At 40.8% G+C, this 16,448-nt stretch carries 13 protein-coding genes and 2 tRNA genes; 10 read left to right on the plus strand and 5 right to left on the minus strand.

The annotated features are described in order from the left end of the window. The first annotated feature begins 40 nt into the window (after window positions 1-40). Both PY092_RS06245 and PY092_RS06250 read left to right on the plus strand, forming a co-directional pair. Entirely contained in the window at window positions 41-1,375 is a 1,335-nt protein-coding gene (locus PY092_RS06245) for a YfcC family protein (protein ID WP_275614984.1), read from the plus strand. A 36-nt stretch (window positions 1,376-1,411) separates the two neighbouring features. Continuing rightward, a complete protein-coding gene (locus PY092_RS06250; protein ID WP_275614985.1) occupies window positions 1,412-2,176 on the plus strand; it encodes a DUF6090 family protein in 765 nt (254 codons plus the stop codon). A gap of 27 nt (window positions 2,177-2,203) precedes the next feature. Here PY092_RS06250 and PY092_RS06255 read toward each other — a convergent pair whose 3' ends face one another. Genes PY092_RS06255 through sppA form a run of 3 tightly spaced genes read right to left on the minus strand, consistent with a single transcriptional unit; the run spans window position 2,204 to window position 7,452 of the window. Then, on the minus strand, window positions 2,204-4,909 hold the full coding sequence (locus PY092_RS06255) for an AsmA family protein (RefSeq protein WP_275614986.1): 2,706 nt from the start codon (window positions 4,907-4,909) through the stop codon (window positions 2,204-2,206). A gap of 35 nt (window positions 4,910-4,944) precedes the next feature. After that, the gene (locus PY092_RS06260; protein WP_275614987.1) at window positions 4,945-5,652 is read right to left on the minus strand and encodes a queuosine precursor transporter; all 708 of its coding nucleotides are present in this window, start codon (window positions 5,650-5,652) and stop codon (window positions 4,945-4,947) included. A gap of 39 nt (window positions 5,653-5,691) precedes the next feature. Next, the gene (gene sppA / locus PY092_RS06265; protein ID WP_275614988.1) at window positions 5,692-7,452 is read right to left on the minus strand and encodes a signal peptide peptidase SppA; all 1,761 of its coding nucleotides are present in this window, start codon (window positions 7,450-7,452) and stop codon (window positions 5,692-5,694) included. 69 nt (window positions 7,453-7,521) lie between these two features. Between sppA and folK the strand changes: the two genes are divergently transcribed. Further along, a complete protein-coding gene (gene folK / locus PY092_RS06270) occupies window positions 7,522-8,664 on the plus strand; it encodes a 2-amino-4-hydroxy-6-hydroxymethyldihydropteridine diphosphokinase (RefSeq protein WP_275614989.1) in 1,143 nt (380 codons plus the stop codon). Between the two features lie 104 nt (window positions 8,665-8,768). Here folK and PY092_RS06275 read toward each other — a convergent pair whose 3' ends face one another. Continuing rightward, window positions 8,769-9,320: an RNA methyltransferase gene (locus PY092_RS06275; protein ID WP_275614990.1), complete on the minus strand. Its 552-nt coding sequence runs from the start codon at window positions 9,318-9,320 to the stop codon at window positions 8,769-8,771. Between the two features lie 311 nt (window positions 9,321-9,631). On the opposite strand from PY092_RS06275, the gene mutS reads away from it, so the two are divergent. The 4 genes from mutS (at window position 9,632) to PY092_RS06295 (ending at window position 13,571) form a co-directional block, all read left to right on the plus strand. Beyond that, window positions 9,632-12,214 carry a DNA mismatch repair protein MutS gene (gene mutS, locus PY092_RS06280; RefSeq protein WP_275615006.1) on the plus strand — a complete coding sequence of 861 codons (2,583 nt, stop codon included), beginning with the start codon at window positions 9,632-9,634 and terminating at the stop codon, window positions 12,212-12,214. Window positions 12,215-12,290: 76 nt separating this feature from the next. Continuing rightward, a tRNA-Gly gene (locus PY092_RS06285) sits at window positions 12,291-12,363 on the plus strand. A gap of 56 nt (window positions 12,364-12,419) precedes the next feature. Beyond that, window positions 12,420-12,504: transfer RNA gene (locus PY092_RS06290), tRNA-Leu, on the plus strand. A 422-nt stretch (window positions 12,505-12,926) separates the two neighbouring features. Then, the gene (locus PY092_RS06295; protein WP_275614991.1) at window positions 12,927-13,571 is read left to right on the plus strand and encodes a hypothetical protein; all 645 of its coding nucleotides are present in this window, start codon (window positions 12,927-12,929) and stop codon (window positions 13,569-13,571) included. A gap of 702 nt (window positions 13,572-14,273) precedes the next feature. Here PY092_RS06295 and PY092_RS06300 read toward each other — a convergent pair. Then, a complete protein-coding gene (locus PY092_RS06300) occupies window positions 14,274-14,582 on the minus strand; it encodes a hypothetical protein (protein ID WP_275614992.1) in 309 nt (102 codons plus the stop codon). Window positions 14,583-14,904: 322 nt separating this feature from the next. On the opposite strand from PY092_RS06300, the gene PY092_RS06305 reads away from it, so the two are divergent. Genes PY092_RS06305 through PY092_RS06315 form a run of 3 tightly spaced genes read left to right on the plus strand, consistent with a single transcriptional unit; the run spans window position 14,905 to window position 16,425 of the window. Beyond that, window positions 14,905-15,180 carry a helix-turn-helix domain-containing protein gene (locus tag PY092_RS06305; protein ID WP_275614993.1) on the plus strand — a complete coding sequence of 92 codons (276 nt, stop codon included), beginning with the start codon at window positions 14,905-14,907 and terminating at the stop codon, window positions 15,178-15,180. A 5-nt stretch (window positions 15,181-15,185) separates the two neighbouring features. Beyond that, the gene (locus tag PY092_RS06310; protein WP_275614994.1) at window positions 15,186-15,548 is read left to right on the plus strand and encodes a hypothetical protein; all 363 of its coding nucleotides are present in this window, start codon (window positions 15,186-15,188) and stop codon (window positions 15,546-15,548) included. Beyond that, the gene (locus PY092_RS06315) at window positions 15,541-16,425 is read left to right on the plus strand and encodes a hypothetical protein (RefSeq protein WP_275614995.1); all 885 of its coding nucleotides are present in this window, start codon (window positions 15,541-15,543) and stop codon (window positions 16,423-16,425) included. The genes PY092_RS06310 and PY092_RS06315 overlap by 8 nt, the downstream gene beginning before the upstream one ends. Window positions 16,426-16,448: the final 23 nt, after the last annotated feature.

Below are 16,448 nucleotides of genomic sequence, written 5' to 3' on the forward strand. Positions count from 1 at the left end.
AGAGAACACAACTAAACCAATCATACATAAACCAACTTCAATGAAAAAATTCCCAAATGCCTTTGTCATTTTGCTCGGGGTTATCCTTTTGGCTTGGATTCTCACTTACATTGTCCCACAAGGTTCCTATGAAAGGGTTGTTGGTGCAGAAACCGGCGTAACCCGTGTGGTAAACGATTCGTACCAACAAATAAACACTGAAAGCCCCTCAATTTTCGACCTTTTGATTTCCATCCCCAAGGGAATTGCTGGAAGGGCAGAACTCATTGTTCTTATACTCTTGATCGGCGGGTGCTTTTACCTCATTGAAAAAACCGACACCTTTAATCAAGGCCTGGTAAAATTGGTGGCTTCCCTTAAGGGAAAAGAAAGTTTGGCACTAATTATTGTGGCTGCAATTTTCACAGCGGGTGGCGCCTCCATCGGATTGCAAGAAGAAGTGGTTGCCATGACCCCTGTATTGATTTTATTTGGAAAAAGTTTGGGCTACAACACTTTTACCATGCTCTTTGCAAGTTATGGATCTACTGTGGTGGGAAGTTCCTTCAGTCCATCCAACCCCTTTGCAGTGATAATTGCACAAAAAGAAGCCGCTTTGCCACTTTTGTCGGGCAGCACTCTTCGGATTGCAACGCTTTTAATTGCCTTTGTGGTCTGGGTTGGTTACCTGCTTTTTTACAGCAAAAAAAATCGCATTGAAAAAATACACATGCCCACGCAAAGTGCAACCATGAACTCGAGAAGTAAACTCATTTTGGCCTTGTTGGCCATAACATTTACCATTGTGATTTATGGTATTGTCCAGTTTGAATGGGGCTTTATGGAAATGTCAGGATGCTTTTTTGCACTTGGCATTGTGGCCGGACTTATTTCGAAGATGGGTTGGAACAAAACTGGGGAAACCTACGTGGCCGGAATGAAAGAAATGATTTTTGCCTGCGTGATCATTGGTTTGGCCAATAGCATCTCCATCATCTTAAAAGATGGCCTGATCATGGACACAATTGTTTATGGACTTTTTGGTCCTTTACAAAATTTCCCTCCAGCCCTTTCCGGTGTAATGATGATGGTTTCCCATACCTTGTTGCATTTTCCGGTACCCAGCTATTCCGGGCAGGCCATACTGACACTCCCTATTTTGGTGCCGCTTTCGGATTTGATTGGTTTATCCAGACAAACGTGTGTTTTGGCTTATCAATATGGTGCTGTAATGGCCGATATGATCGTGCCCACCAACGGTGCATTAATGGCGATTTTGGCCATTGGCAATATCCCCTATAACAAATGGTTCAAATTTGCCCTAAAACCTACCTTGCTCATGCTATTGATTGGAGCATTCACTATTATATTTGCTGTGGCCACTGGCTATAACTAGTATTTTTGAGGTTGAACCATATCCGAATTACCGACCATGCTCAAGTTTTTTAGAAAAATCAGAAAGGAATTGATTGCTGAGAAAAAAGTCAGCAATTACATTTTGTATGCCATCGGGGAAATAGTTTTGGTGGTTATTGGCATTCTTATCGCACTTGCCATCAACAATGCCAATGAAAACCACGTGAAACGGGAAAAAGAGCAAATCTATTTGATGGGACTAAAGGATGAGTTCCAAACAAGCAGGGTCAAACTCAACGAACTGATTGCCTATAACAAGCGTAGTTATGAGGAAGCCAAAAAAATAGTGTCCTACATGGATACCGACTCACTGCCCAGCGAACAGGAACTTTCCAATTTGTTTTTCAATGCCTTTGCATTCGACATTGCCTTTATCCCCAATAATTCCTTGCTCAACGAAATGATCAATTCAGGGAGTTTAAAGGACATCAAAAACCCCCAACTCAGAATTTTGCTTACCAACTGGATCGCCACTATTGACGACACTTCCAAACAGGAAAATCTACTGACCAATGAACGGGACAAAATCATAAATATGTTCCGTTCCAATGAAAACAGTATACGTACGATCTATGATCTTACAGGTGTATCGGGGGATTTAGGTCTCAAAGAGAAAAATGAGCACCTAAGCAATATTCCCTTGCTGAATTCCATCGAATTTGAAAATAACATCCTCACGTTCATCTTGACCAGCCAGCAAACAGAAACCGTGAAATACATGCCATTAATGCAGAGCTTGGATGCCATCTTAGCTTTGTTGGACAAGGAAATAGAGCAATAAAAAGGGCGATTTCAATCGCCCTTCGCATTAATTCACACTATCCTTTTTCTTTTTACCGAGCAATCCGCCCAAAATGGATTTGGCCGCATTTTTCACCTCATCCTGCTTTTCGGTTTTGGTGGTATCGGTTTTATTATCTCCTTTTTTTCCACCAAGTAAAGTCCCAATGGTTTCTTTTACATCATTGGATTGAGCAGTGGTGGTATCGGATTCATCTTTTTTAAATACATCCGACAAAAGATCCTTTGCCTTGTCCTTGCCTTGGTTTACCAATTTGTTCTTTTGCATTTCCACCAACTTGGAAGTCAAAGTCTTCACACTCGATGTCAGGTCGGTACTTACTGAAGGATTCGTGAAATTGCCACCGATGTTGGCCGTTACCGGAACAGTGACCTCCCCTACACTATCATCGTTCAATTGGGCAATCAATTTGTTTACCTCAGCACCCAAATACTTGGCAGGCACATCCAAGGTAGCTTTGTACTGCATTTGCTTATCAAAAGAGTGACTACCATCCACATTGATATTGATATCCTTATACTTCAAGGTAAACGGCTTCACTTTAACGGAACCGTTATCAAAACTCAATGCGGTTTTAAGTCCGTCCAAATTGATTTCCTTGGTGTTCAAAAAATTCAATTTACTGTCCAATGAAGACACCAAAGGTGCTTTTTGGGCATCTAATTTTGGCGACAGGAGTTCAGCCAGTAAATTCCCTGATATGGTTGCCAAGTTTGGGGTAAAATCATCTTTTAGGTTACCTGTGATCTTAATGTCCGAATTCAATTTTCCTTCGAGTGCGCTGGCCAAAGGCGTCAGTGTTTTAAGCAAATCCAAACCGGCAAAGGATTCCCCAATATTAAAATTGTTCATTCCAAGGTCAATGTCAAAAGTAGCGGCCTCTTCCTTGGTGGATACCGAACCGGACATGCCCAATGTACCTCCAAACAAATCCGAAGTAAGATTTTTGACCGTGGCCGTCTCATCTTTGATAACCAAAGTTCCCTTTACATTTTTCAGATTAAGATCATCGTAAACCACCGTATTCGCAGCAGCATCAATGGTACAATCCAAGAACGATGGTATCTTGATGCGCTCCTCCCCTGACGTAGTGGAAGTGGTTTCCCCCACTGCTTCTTCCGTGTCAATCTCCTCGGTTTCCTCGACCATAAAATCGTTCAAGGCAAATTGGTTGGAATTGAGTGTAAAATTACCCTCGATATTTTCATCATTGAACATAAAGCCCAACAAATTGGTCAAAGTGCCCTTCGCATCGAAGTCCGTACTTCCCGTTTTACCTTGGAAGGAATCAAGGGTTACCGTATTTGGGTTGAAAGTAACGGCCGCTGTATTGATGGCCACTGGATTCTTCAACTCTTCCGAAGCATATTCAAAACCAGAAACGGATGCCTTTCCACTTGTCTTGGTATTCTGATATTGCTTTTTCTCCAAGGAAGCCATATCAAAAGCCGTGGTCACATCCGCATTCAATATCCCTTTAAGATTATAGTCATCCGGCACAGGATAGGCCTGTGAGATATTCGCCAAATTGATTCGTCCATCCATATGTGCATTTATCTTGGTGTTGCCCAACAACTCCCTGATTTTGGCATTCAAGTTGAATTTATCCTCATCAATAAGAAAAGAGAGCCTGTTGATGTTCACGTAGGTGTCCTCCGTAATTCCCGTCTCGTTATTGATTTCGGTATCGATATACACATTACGCACCGATTTGGGCAAATCTGGATATTTGAAGGATGCGTTTTCCGAATTGATGGCTATTTTAAAAGCCGGAATATGTTCGTCATCGACCACTCCCTTGAACTCACCGTTCACTTCAAAATTTCCGGTTGTTTCCACATTCTCGATGTTGGCTGCATAGGCTTCGGGAATCACGGCCAAAAAGTTTTTAAAGTCGGAGGATGGTGTTTTGAACGTGATGTCCACTTCCTGATTGTCCTCGTTTACCTTCACAAAACCATCGAACACCAAAGGCAATTGGTTGATCATGGCCTTGTTTTCCAAAAAGGAATATTTGTTCTCTGTTAAATCAATACCGATCAGTGCATCCAAATTGATTTTGTTCTTGTTCAAGTATCTGGTACTGTCCATTTCAAAGGACACCAAGGCATCGGTAAGGGTTTTCAGTTCCGATTTTTCCAAGGAAAGGTCTCCCGTCCCCGAATGATTCATCTCGGATATGTCCAGCAACATCCCACTGCCCAAATCCTCGTAAATGATCTCGGAATTAGTTATAGCGTAGGAATCCATGTTCAATGTAAAATTGCTACTGGATTCTTCGGGTGCAGCAGTGGCCGAAGATTCATTCTCTTTGGCGATATCATAGTTGGCATTGCCTTCGGCATCAGCTTTTATGTGCAACTTGGCACCATCAATGTTCAAGGTTTTGATAACAATGGGCTCATCCGCGGATTTGAACAATTCCTTGATGGACATGGCCAGTTCTATTTCCGAGGAGGCAAATAGGGTATCTCCTTCAAAAGGGGCCTTGTTCACCAATGAAAGCTTGGTCAATTCCACATTGGCATTTGGAAAACTTCTAAGAAGGCTAAGATCTGCTTCTTCAAAATCCAAAGTGGCATTGATACTATTGTTGACTTTGGCCTTGATGATCTCTTCAATTTTACCTTGAAGAAACAATGGGACGGCAATAATGATAGCGAGTAGGATAAGTAAGGTTATACCGGTAATCTTCAGGACTTTTTTCTTCATACTTGTATGTTTTACAACAAATTAAAGGAGAAGCGTCAATCCAAAGAAATTTCTTCCCCTATTTTTAAGTTAAATCTTTTCCGCATTAGATATACGAAGAAATAGAGCAAAGGGGTGTCGAGCAGGGCGATCATTATCTTAAAAATAACACCACTAATCAACAACCCGTAGAATTTATCCCATGGAAGCACCCCAAAAATGCACAGTAGCCCCACCACGGTAAAGGTGTCTATAAACTGGGATGAAAAGGTGGAAAAATTGTTCCTGAGCCACAGCATCCTTCCCTTGGTAATACGTTTCCAAAAATGATAAATGGTAATATCGATATACTGCGCGGCCAAATAAGCCAACATAGAGGCCAAAACCCCGAGGGGCGACAATCCGAACACCGTTGTAAAGGTAGCATCGTCAACAGGAGAAGTAGGAATAGCGGAGGAATAATTGGCCAGCAAAATAATACCCATGGAGAAAAACGAGGCAAAAATACCCGCTGTAACTACTTGATTGGCCTTTTTCTGTCCAAAAACCTCAGATATAAAATCCGTGATCAAAAAAGTGATGGGATAGGGCAAAATACCCACCGAAAGTTCAAAAAGTGGCGCTCCAAAAACGGTAACATCCCCAAAAGGGTTCCAAGAGAAAAATTTTTGGAAGATAAGATTGGACACCACCAAAGAGGTAATGAACAATGCCCCGAGATACAGATATATTGAAAATGCTAACTTCTTGTCCTTTTGCGTCATATGTTATTGAAAGTTCCCATAGGAACCATTGTAATCGTTCTATTTTATGTTCAAACTGAAAGGCATCTTGGCCTGAATCCCTTCTTGTTTGGTAAATTGTTTGAATTCTTTCAGGATATCGTAAGCTTCCGTTCCAATCTCCTCTTGAATGATGGATTCTCCTATTTTGGTTCTTACCGACCCGAAGTCCTCCATGAACCGTTCAAAATCCGATTTGTATTTAGGGTATTTGCGCACTCCATAATCCGCGAGCCCCGCCATTTCTGCTGCGGCAGTAATGGCATCATCCAGATTGCCCAGTTCGTCCACCAGACCGAGTGCTTGGGCATCCACCCCACTCCACACCCTGCCTTGGGCTATTTCGTTCACACGCTCCACAGGCATATTCCTACCTTGGGACACACGATTCAAAAAGGTTTCGTAGGTTTCCTCTATACTTTCTTGCATTACGCTGCGGAAAGTATCTGTCATAGGTTCAAAAAACGAATAATCCACGGAGTTTTTATTCGTCCCTACCTGTTCTGCATTAACCCCCATATTCTCGGCCAGTTGGTGCACATTCGGAATGGTCCCAAAAACACCAATGGAACCTGTAATCGTAGTAGGTTCCGCAAAAATCCTATCACTCGCCACCCCAATATAATAACCTCCCGATGCGGCAACGTTTCCAAAGGAAACGACCAAAGGCTTTTCTTGTTTGGCCAATTGCATTTCCCTCCAAATAATATCGGAAACCAGGGCACTTCCCCCTGGGGAATCCACCCGTAGCACAATGGCCTTCACGCTTTCATTGTCAACAGCTTTGTGCAGAGCATCCACAATAAGGCCTTGCCCAATGTAATCCTTCCCTCCTTCTCCACCTAGAATTTCTCCTTGGGCATAGATTACGGCAATTTTATCAGAGCCTGTTCTTATCTTCTTTTTATTCGCTTTCTGCACATAATCCCTAAGTCCGACATACTCCAGCTCCCCATCTTCGGCAACCCCTATTTTTTCCTTGAGCATGGCTTCATATTCGTCATAGTGCAAAGCTCCATCCAAAAGCCCTGAGGCTACCGCATACTCTGGGGTTCTTCCACCTAGGGTATCGGCGATGATATTCAAATTTTGTGGGGTAATGTTCCTGGATTCTGAAATATCATCCACGATGACACTCCAAATAGAGGTGATCAACTCCTTGATCTGGGTACGGTTTTCATCGCTCATGGTATCTGACAGAAATGGCTCTACCGCACTTTTGTATTTTCCATGGCGAATGACTTCCATTTTAATTCCAGACTTTTCCTGCAGCCCTTTATAAAAGAGCACTTCAGTGGCCAAGCCCTTAAAATCCAGGACCCCAACAGGATTAATGTAAATCTCATCTGCGGCACTTGCCAAATAATAATCACGTTGCGCATACACATCGGCATGAGCCATTACAAATTTCCCGCCCGATTTAAAATCGATCAATGCTTCTCGTATCTCTCGGGTTTGGGCCACTCCGGCCAACAAATAACCTGTGGCAATACTGATTCCCTCGATATTGTCATCATTTTTGGCCACTTTGATAGCATGTAGAACCTCATCCAAACCGAATTCCTCACTTCCAAATGCAGCAAATGGGTCCGCTTCATCTTTCCCTGTATAATCCAAAATCGGGGCTGTAAAACTGATTTCCAGTATAGAGTTCTTCTTTACGACGACACCATCATCCACACTTCCCACGAGGGCCATAAAAATGAAGAACATGCCAACAACGATCATAAATGCTACCAAGCTCCCCAAAATCGAGGCCAATAGGTTTCTTAAAAACTTCATTCAATAAAATTTATTACGTTCCAAATATAACCATTGTAGTATTGTTTTGTTTACTTTGTTTATTCGATTATGGTCAAAAAACAAAAGGTATATCTTTCACTGGGCAGCAATTTGGGAAATCGCCTTGCGAACCTCCAAAAAGCCATTTTCCGCATTCAGCAAAAGGCAGGAAAAATACTGGATATTTCCTCTGTATATGAAAACCCAGCAGTTGGTTTTGAAGGGAGTGATTTCTACAATATCGCCCTATCGCTGCTCACACCTCTTGAACCGAAGGAATTGTTGGATACCCTGCTACAAATCGAGCAGGATTTCGGCAGGGTTCGTTTGGCATCGGGACATAGTTCCAGGACCTTGGACATTGACATCGTTTATTATGGGTCGGAAGCTATCCAGAATAATGATTTAGTGGTTCCACACCCGCAAATGCAGCATCGCAATTTTGTTCTGAAACCACTGAGCGATATTGCACCCCAGTTCTATCATCCCGTGCTGTACAAGGATACCCGTAATCTGCTGCAGGAATGCAGGGACAAAAGCAAGCTGACCAAGACCAAGCACAAACTTTTCAAGGATAGGTCAGGGCTCTTTTCCCAATTACAGCTCATTGCCATTGAGGGAAATATTGGAGCTGGGAAAACAACGCTGTCCAAAATGATTTCCAACGACTTCAATGCCAAATTGGTGCTGGAACGTTTTGCGGACAACCCCTTTCTTCCCAAGTTTTATGAGGATCAAGCACGTTATGCATTTCCTTTGGAAATGTCCTTTTTAGCGGATAGGTACCAACAGTTCATGGACGACACCTCACAGTTTGATCTTTTCAAGAACTTCATGGTAAGTGATTACGACATCTTCAAATCGTTGATTTTTGCGAAAGTCACCTTGCAGAAAGAGGAGTACAATCTATACCGAAAGGTCTTTAATTTTATGTACAAAGAGGTACGAAAACCCGAGATTTACCTCTATCTCTATCAAAATACCGAACGGCTACTGGAAAACATCAAAAAAAGAGGGCGTGATTATGAGCAGAACATCGACCCTGGGTATTTGGAAAAAATCAATCGTGGGTACTTGGATTTCATCAAGAGCAATCCCAGTCAAAACAGTATAATTTTGGATGTGGGAGAACTCGATTTTGTACAGAATCCCAAGGATTATGAATTCATTTTGGTAAAACTGGAAGACCACATACTTTTATCAAACATTTAAGAGAATTTTTGGAAAATGTTTGGATATAACGAATGGTTTTATTTTATTAGCAGCCTCAATATGAGAAACTAACTAACTCAGACTTTTACATATGGCCCTGTTTTTCAGGGCCTATTTATTTTTTGGGCATTTTGTTTGGACCAAATATCCCATACCACTACCCCCATACTTACCGAAATGTTCAAGGAGTGCTTGGTACCGAACTGGGGAATCTCCAAAACTGTATCGCTAGCAGATACGACTTCCTGCGAAACCCCTTTTACCTCGTTTCCAAAAACCAAGGCTACGGTATCATCTGACCACACTTGATAATCATTCAGCATAATGGCATTTTCGGCTTGCTCTACGGAAACTACCTTAACACCACCCTGCTTTAATTCCTGAACCAATTCCAAGGTGTCTTTACGATATTCCCACTCCACACTTTCGGTGGCACCCAAGGCCGTTTTACGGATATCCTTATGCGGAGGAGTGGCCGTGATGCCGCAGAGATAGATTTTCTGAATCAAAAAAGCATCCGCCGTCCGGAACACGGAACCAATGTTGTTCAAGCTGCGAACATTGTCCAAAATGATGATGATGGGCGATTTCTCGGCCTCCTTAAAACCGGTCACATCCAATCGGTCCAGCTCACTATTTTCCAGTTTTCGACTCATTTTTTAAACATTGGGGTAAAAATATCAACAAAAATTTCTGATGGCTGATGAAAACAATATATTCGTTTTCATCCCAGTTTTGGGCAAAAATAAGAGAATAATTCGCCTTTAGGATTGTCATTCCTGTGAAAACAGGAATCCATCAAACCACTAGATTCCGCATCGTGCTTCGACTACGCTTAGCAACTGTGCGGAATGACAAAGTATTAATTCAAAGTTTGTGCAATCTTATTTGGTGATTAAAATGTTTTTCCAACAGATAATAAATCGCTTTGGCAGCCAAGAAAAAGAATAAGAAAGTAACCCCGTTGATGCAACAGTACAATGCCATTAAGGTAAAACACCCTGATGCTTTGCTGCTGTTCCGTGTAGGGGACTTTTATGAAACCTTCGGGGAAGATGCGGTAAAGGCCGCCAAGATATTGGGCATTATCCTTACCCACAGGAACAATGGAGGCGACAAGACCGAATTGGCAGGGTTTCCACACCATTCCCTGAACACCTATTTGCCCAAATTGGTAAAAGCTGGGCAGCGTGTGGCCATTTGCGACCAGTTGGAAGACCCTAAACAAACAAAAAGTATTGTAAAACGAGGTGTAACGGAGTTGGTCACACCAGGAGTCGCCCTGAACGATGACATCCTTTCCGCCAAGAGCAACAACTTTTTGTGCGCGGTACATATTGGAAGGAACAAATTAGGGGTTTCCTTTTTGGATGTTTCCACTGGGGAATACTTGACTTCGGAAGGATCGGTGGAACAAGTGGACAAACTGCTCCAGAATTTTTCACCCAACGAGGTCTTGGTATCGAAAAACCATAAAAAAGATTTTGTGGAATGCTTCGGCAACCAGTTCCATAGTTTCTTTTTGGAAGATTGGATTTTTCAAGAAGATTATGCCCAAGAGAGTTTGAACAATCATTTTGGAACAAAAACCCTGAAAGGATTTGGTATAGACCATCTCAACCACGGCATCATTGCATCGGGTGCGGTGCTGCACTATCTATCCGAAACACAGCACAGTAGACTACAACACATCAATAGAATACAGCGTATTGCCGAAGAAGAATACGTTTGGATGGACCGATTTACCATCAGGAATCTGGAACTCTACCATTCCTCACATCAGAATGCGGTAACCTTGTTGGACATTATCGACAAGACCATTTCCCCAATGGGCGGACGATTGCTAAAAAGATGGCTGGCACTTCCCTTGAAAAATGTGGAGAAAATCCAACAGAGGCATCAGGTGGTCTCCTATTTAAAAGATGAGGATGAACAACTGAACAAGATTCAGGGGTACATCAAGCAAATGGGCGATTTGGAGCGGTTGATCTCCAAATTGGCCACGGGCAAAATCAATCCCAAGGAGGTGGTTCAACTTAAAAATTCATTGGAAGCAGTAGCCCCCATCAAACAATTGGCCCAAAACAGTGCCAACGATTCCCTACAACATATCGGGGAACGCTTGAACGATTGTGATGCCCTCCGCTCCAAAATAAAAGAAGTGCTCAACGAAGAAGCTCCAGTGAACATTGCCAAAGGCAACACCATCGCTCAGGGCTATTCCGAAGAATTGGACGAATTACGTGGCCTTGCTTTTTCCAGCAAAGACTATCTGGACAAAATGCTGGAAAGGGAAACCAAGGAAACGGGTATTACCTCCTTAAAAATTGCTTCGAACAATGTATTTGGCTACTACATTGAAGTTCGAAACACCCATAAGGACAAAGTTCCCGAAAGCTGGGTACGCAAACAGACCTTGGTCAATGCAGAGCGATACATCACAGAGGAATTAAAAGAGTACGAATCCAAGATCTTGGGTGCCGAGGAACGGATTTACCAATTGGAGCAACAGCTTTTTGAGCAGTTGCTTGTATGGATGCAGGAATACATCGCTCCTGTACAGCTCAATGCACACCTGATTGCCCAATTGGATTGCCTTTGCGGATTTGCGCAATTGGCCAAAGAGAACAATTATGTGGAACCTTCAGTAAACGATACCACTGACATTGATATCAGGGAAGGTAGGCACCCTGTTATTGAAAAGCAGTTGCCCATTGGCGATGCTTATGTGACCAATGATGTACTACTCAATCGCGAAGAGCAGCAAATCATTATGATTACGGGACCCAATATGAGTGGTAAGTCGGCCTTGTTACGACAAACTGCACTTATAGTTCTATTGGCGCAGATGGGTAGTTTTGTCCCTGCCACAGAGGCCAATTTGGGTGTTGTGGACAAAATCTTCACAAGGGTCGGGGCCAGCGATAATATTTCCATGGGCGAATCGACCTTTATGGTGGAAATGAACGAGACCGCCTCTATTTTGAACAATCTTTCGGAACGCAGTTTGGTACTGTTGGATGAAATTGGCCGTGGGACCAGCACTTATGACGGGATTTCGATTGCTTGGGCGATTTCGGAATACCTGCATGAACACCCAGCCAAGGCAAAGACCTTGTTCGCTACGCACTATCACGAACTCAATGACATGACCAATACGTTTTCCCGCATCAAGAACTATAATGTTTCGGTAAAGGAGTTGGAGGACAATGTACTTTTCCTTCGTAAATTGGTGCCTGGCGGTAGTGAACACAGTTTTGGAATCCATGTGGCGAAAATGGCGGGGATGCCCCAACAGGTAATTCAAAAAGCAAACAAAATCCTCGTAAAACTTGAAAAATCACACTCCAGTGAAGAGGTAAGCGACAAGCTACAAGCTTCCCAAAATGAAATGCAGTTGAGTTTTTTCAATTTGGACGATCCTTTGCTCGAGGAAATCAAGGAGGAAATCCTACACTTGGACATTGATACACTGACTCCTGTGGAGGCATTGATGAAATTAAACGAGATCAAGCGATTGTTGGGCAAAAAGAAAAAGGCATCTTCCTAAAAAAATTCTTTTATTTTAATAGAAATATTATAAATTTGCATCCGCGCTTGGGAAAAGTGCAGAGTTCATTTAAAATGCGAAAATAGCTCAGTTGGTAGAGCATCACCTTGCCAAGGTGGAGGTCGCGGGTTCGAATCCCGTTTTTCGCTCGACTTCGACTCCGCTCAGTCACCACGGGTGGAGTTTTTTTTTACATACAAGTCCTGCTCGAGTGGTGGAATTGGTAGACACGCCGGACTTAAAATCCTGTGGGCATTATGCCCGTGCGGGTTCAAGTCCCGCCTCGAGTACTTTAAACCCTGTTAGTCTATTGATTTTCAGGGTTTTTTGTTTTTATCTTGCCAACGATTTACCAACAATCCTAAATTTTACACCGAATCCCGAAATTAGCGCTAACTATTTCTACATGAAATACAAGGTAAAATAAGGAAGTGATTGAAACTTTAATTTGCACCATCACTCATGCAGAAAATACACTGCTCTTTACAAAAGAAATCAATTTGGCAATGAGCTGGGAACTAGCTAGACTTTTACATTATAGGGTCTAGCATTCTACTCATTTGAAAACAATATAAGCTGCCTCAAACCTAGACTAAGGGTCCAAAAAAGAGACTGATTACGAAAAAGCTACTCGTTGATTACAAGTATTTTTTGTTAAATATTTAAGAAAAATATTATATTGCAACATCTCCCCCGCCAATTTAAACAGCCAATGAACTATAAATTTTTGCCAATCACCGTATATTATTTTATCGGTTTTGTCGTTTTAGTTATATTAGTATGGTGGTTTGAGGCCTATATTGAACCTCCAGACTCATTTAATTCAAGTTCTTTTACATATAGTTTCTTTACAAGTTTTATAGGAGGATTATCCTTGGCTGCAATTTTCTTCGTCTTTTTACGACCAAGAGTTAAAATTTCAAAAGTTGTATCTAAAAGAAAAAATGATGATAACAAAGATTACTTTACCTTTAAATTTGTAAACAGATCATTTTTTTCTGCTTTTGATGTAAACATTGAAGCATATTTGTGTGAAAACACGAATGCAAAAGGTAACGGAGATGCCAAGCATGTTGTTCATACGCCGATTGAATTAACGAGAAAAAGATGGATTCACATGCCAAGATGGAGACCAGTAATAGAAAAAACCACCTACGCTCCTCATTGCATAACCGTAAGAACGCTTGATGAAACTATTGAGAAACGAATAACTAATAACGTAGATTATATAGAGTTTAGAGTAACACTGAAACATGCATTTTCTAATTTAAGCAGTACATATAGGATGAAATATATGAATGAAGATTGCTTTGAATTAGGCAAATTTGATTTTGGCAATACTTTTAAAATTGTATAATTTGGCACAAAATTTGAATTTTAAAATTAAACACCATAAAACAATCCTTATGAAAACTTATTCTGATACAGAATATTAAAAAAAGGTGTCGAATGTCATTTACAATATTCGACGATTGTATAATCTCAAAAGAAAAGGAGGCTAATGCCTCCTTTTTTATTTTCCACCTACAGAGTTCCAAGTGTTTTTTGAAGTTTATCTTTTCTCTATTTTACTGATAACCTGTCGCTTCATCAAATAGAGCAACAACACCAACCTTGGTCAAAGGACACTTAAAAATATCTGCACAAACTCTACCTGTAAAGTATGACTTACTTATAGGTCATGTAAATCTCTATGATGGATTCCTCAGGGTGAAGACTAGTATCCTTGTTAACGTCCCACATATAGTTTCAAAGCATTGTGATTCAAAATAGGCACCACCCACTTTCTTTGCTAAAATTTACCACTTCTCAGTTATAATTCCCAACACTTGGATTTATCATCAATTGTTGCTTTTATTTTCTCATCCGCGTTACCCTATCTACAAACGTAAAAAGGAAAAGATGGCGAACTTTCCTCCCCTGACCTTACGCCTAAAAACGTTCTCGGTTGTTAACAGAGCGACCAGATGCCGAAAAGAACACCATCCTTTTCAAATATAGATATATACAAATCCCGAAGACAAGTGAAAAACTGGAAAATCGCCAAAATGACTATTTATTAGGATTTAACCTTGGGTAATCTAGGGTGGGTGTTGTTCACATACCTTTTCAACAATGGCGTATATATAAGACCTGTAGTTGGGACCTCAACAAAATAATAATTGAAAAGATAGGTGTCACGCTTTTCCTTTGGGCGACTTATCCAATAATCATAATCAATGTACTTTGGGAAGACCTCGAGAATGAACTTCGACGCGTACCGCTTCCGTTTTGCAAACTCATCATCATACTTTTTTAAACTAGCATCTTTAACGTAAGGTCGAAAACCCTTAATTAAAATCAATGCTATATCCTGCTGCGTTGGCATACCCAAATTATTACTTATTAACAAAAAACACTAAAACGATCAAAACTTAGACACCACACCATATAAGACCTTTCCCGATTTCCAATTAGAAACAACTTGTTTATAAACAGCATCTTATGTTAACAACTGAATCTAATCATAAACGGTCATATTCAAAAATAGGTATATATTCGTTGTGTTGTTATATACAGCAGATTAAAACTCTTAGGATTTCTACATCCTATTATTTGAACGGGAAAATCAAATAAACTTTATGGTAAGTAAGAGGGTTATTGCTCAGCAGATAGACTGCTTGAGCCAATAAACTCTAATACCTAGTAAAATGCAAGTTAGATTTGAAATCCCAAAAACTGAGCTAAAACAGTTCATTAATGAAAGCATAACGGAAGCCGTCCGAAGTGCTCTTTCCAAACAACAAACTGAAAATTCCAGCACCACCGTAATGACACCGAAGGAAGTATGCGCTTTTTTCAACATCTCACTGTCAACGTTACACGAATGGCGCAAGCAAGGCAAACTACAAGCCTATTATAAAGGCCGTAGGGTTTACTTTAAACGCACTGAAGTGGAAGCTAGCCTTGTTCAAGCAAAACAATAATAGCTATGAACAAGGCCAACATTCTGGCCTCGCAGAAATACATCTTGGCCAACTCTGACAAAGTAGTCAAAGAATATCATTTTGCTCAACTTGAATATGGCAAACTTCTGGCTCCAATAAAACTTAGAATAAAGAAACCCCATAAAGATTCAAGGGAAATTGCGGTTCAATTTTTTGATAGTCCAAATTGGACAAATTGCATTAACCACGAACTCTCTAAAAGGCCACTTACTTATTCCTACTTAAGCAAACGCAAATTTAAAAAATGGAGTATCCCTGTAGAAATTAGGATGGCTGATAATGGTGAGTCACTGCAGCTTATCATATTTAAGAAAGAGGTACAGTCAAAATTGTCTAATAATGTTTGACAATATGCCTTTTGAGACCAGAGATCAGCAAAACTTAAAACGCATATATGAAAGTCCGTCATTACTGCTTTTGGAACAGCTTGTACGAGTAAATTCAATAGGCAAAGCGTACATCATCGAAAAATTTAGACATAAGAATTTAATATTTCAGTTTGTGCGCAACACTGAAGGTGAATTAATCAAGCTTAAAGTTAGTGGTAGCATTCACAAGTACTGGAATAATGGTTTGCATAACGCCAATCAATTCACCTTTGAGGATTTTAATGAAGCGGTCAGAATGTTGGAAAATCAATTTGAGCTTGATTTAGATAAGATGTTCTTGCAACCTCCTGAATATGGAGTAAACCTGATTAACACGCCAGAAATTTTTGACGGTATCTATTTATCAAATCAAGATTTAATATCCAATACAATGTGCATAAACAGGTCAATGTATTCAAATCAATTATCCCATGTTAGAAGTTCCAAAATAGCTGGATCAAGAGATGGCGATTTTAAATCAAAATTTTATTGTAAGACAACCGAACAGGCTCTATTTGTTGACAATCATGAGGTATTCAGGTCAGAAATAGTATATCGTAGAAACAGGAGCTATTATAATAAGGGAATCAAAACACTAAAAGATCTAATAGCTATAAACAACCATAAATTCTTTATCCGCAAACACTTGGATCAAATAAGCCAAATGGTTATTTATGATCCAACCATTTACCTCAACAAAAGACACAGGGAGTACAATAAAACGTTGAAATATAGTAATCCCTTATATTGGGTGGAAACGCCGGACATAGTATACCACCCTCGCCGGGTTAAAGTGACCATAGCTGGCCGGACGAAAGTGACCCACCCCCGCCGGGCCAAAGTGACCCACCTTTAGATTAGATCTATCTGTAAAAAGTC

This window comes from Flagellimonas yonaguniensis, assembly GCF_029193885.1.
In the GTDB taxonomy this organism is placed as follows: Bacteria; Bacteroidota; Bacteroidia; order Flavobacteriales; family Flavobacteriaceae; genus Flagellimonas; species Flagellimonas yonaguniensis.

What these genes read in the sequence shown, in the direction of transcription:
- PY092_RS06305 (WP_275614993.1), top strand. Translation starts at nt 14,905, where the DNA reads ATGCAAGTTAGATTTGAAATCCCAAAAACTGAGCTAAAACAGTTCATT.
- PY092_RS06260 (WP_275614987.1), bottom strand. Translation starts at nt 5,652, where the DNA reads ATGACGCAAAAGGACAAGAAGTTAGCATTTTCAATATATCTGTATCTC.
- PY092_RS06315 (WP_275614995.1), top strand. Translation starts at nt 15,541, where the DNA reads ATGTTTGACAATATGCCTTTTGAGACCAGAGATCAGCAAAACTTAAAA.
- PY092_RS06250 (WP_275614985.1), top strand. Translation starts at nt 1,412, where the DNA reads ATGCTCAAGTTTTTTAGAAAAATCAGAAAGGAATTGATTGCTGAGAAA.
- sppA (WP_275614988.1), bottom strand. Translation starts at nt 7,452, where the DNA reads ATGAAGTTTTTAAGAAACCTATTGGCCTCGATTTTGGGGAGCTTGGTA.
- folK (WP_275614989.1), top strand. Translation starts at nt 7,522, where the DNA reads ATGGTCAAAAAACAAAAGGTATATCTTTCACTGGGCAGCAATTTGGGA.
- PY092_RS06310 (WP_275614994.1), top strand. Translation starts at nt 15,186, where the DNA reads ATGAACAAGGCCAACATTCTGGCCTCGCAGAAATACATCTTGGCCAAC.
- mutS (WP_275615006.1), top strand. Translation starts at nt 9,632, where the DNA reads ATGCAACAGTACAATGCCATTAAGGTAAAACACCCTGATGCTTTGCTG.
- PY092_RS06295 (WP_275614991.1), top strand. Translation starts at nt 12,927, where the DNA reads ATGAACTATAAATTTTTGCCAATCACCGTATATTATTTTATCGGTTTT.
- PY092_RS06300 (WP_275614992.1), bottom strand. Translation starts at nt 14,582, where the DNA reads ATGCCAACGCAGCAGGATATAGCATTGATTTTAATTAAGGGTTTTCGA.
- PY092_RS06245 (WP_275614984.1), top strand. Translation starts at nt 41, where the DNA reads ATGAAAAAATTCCCAAATGCCTTTGTCATTTTGCTCGGGGTTATCCTT.
- PY092_RS06275 (WP_275614990.1), bottom strand. Translation starts at nt 9,320, where the DNA reads ATGAGTCGAAAACTGGAAAATAGTGAGCTGGACCGATTGGATGTGACC.
- PY092_RS06255 (WP_275614986.1), bottom strand. Translation starts at nt 4,909, where the DNA reads ATGAAGAAAAAAGTCCTGAAGATTACCGGTATAACCTTACTTATCCTA.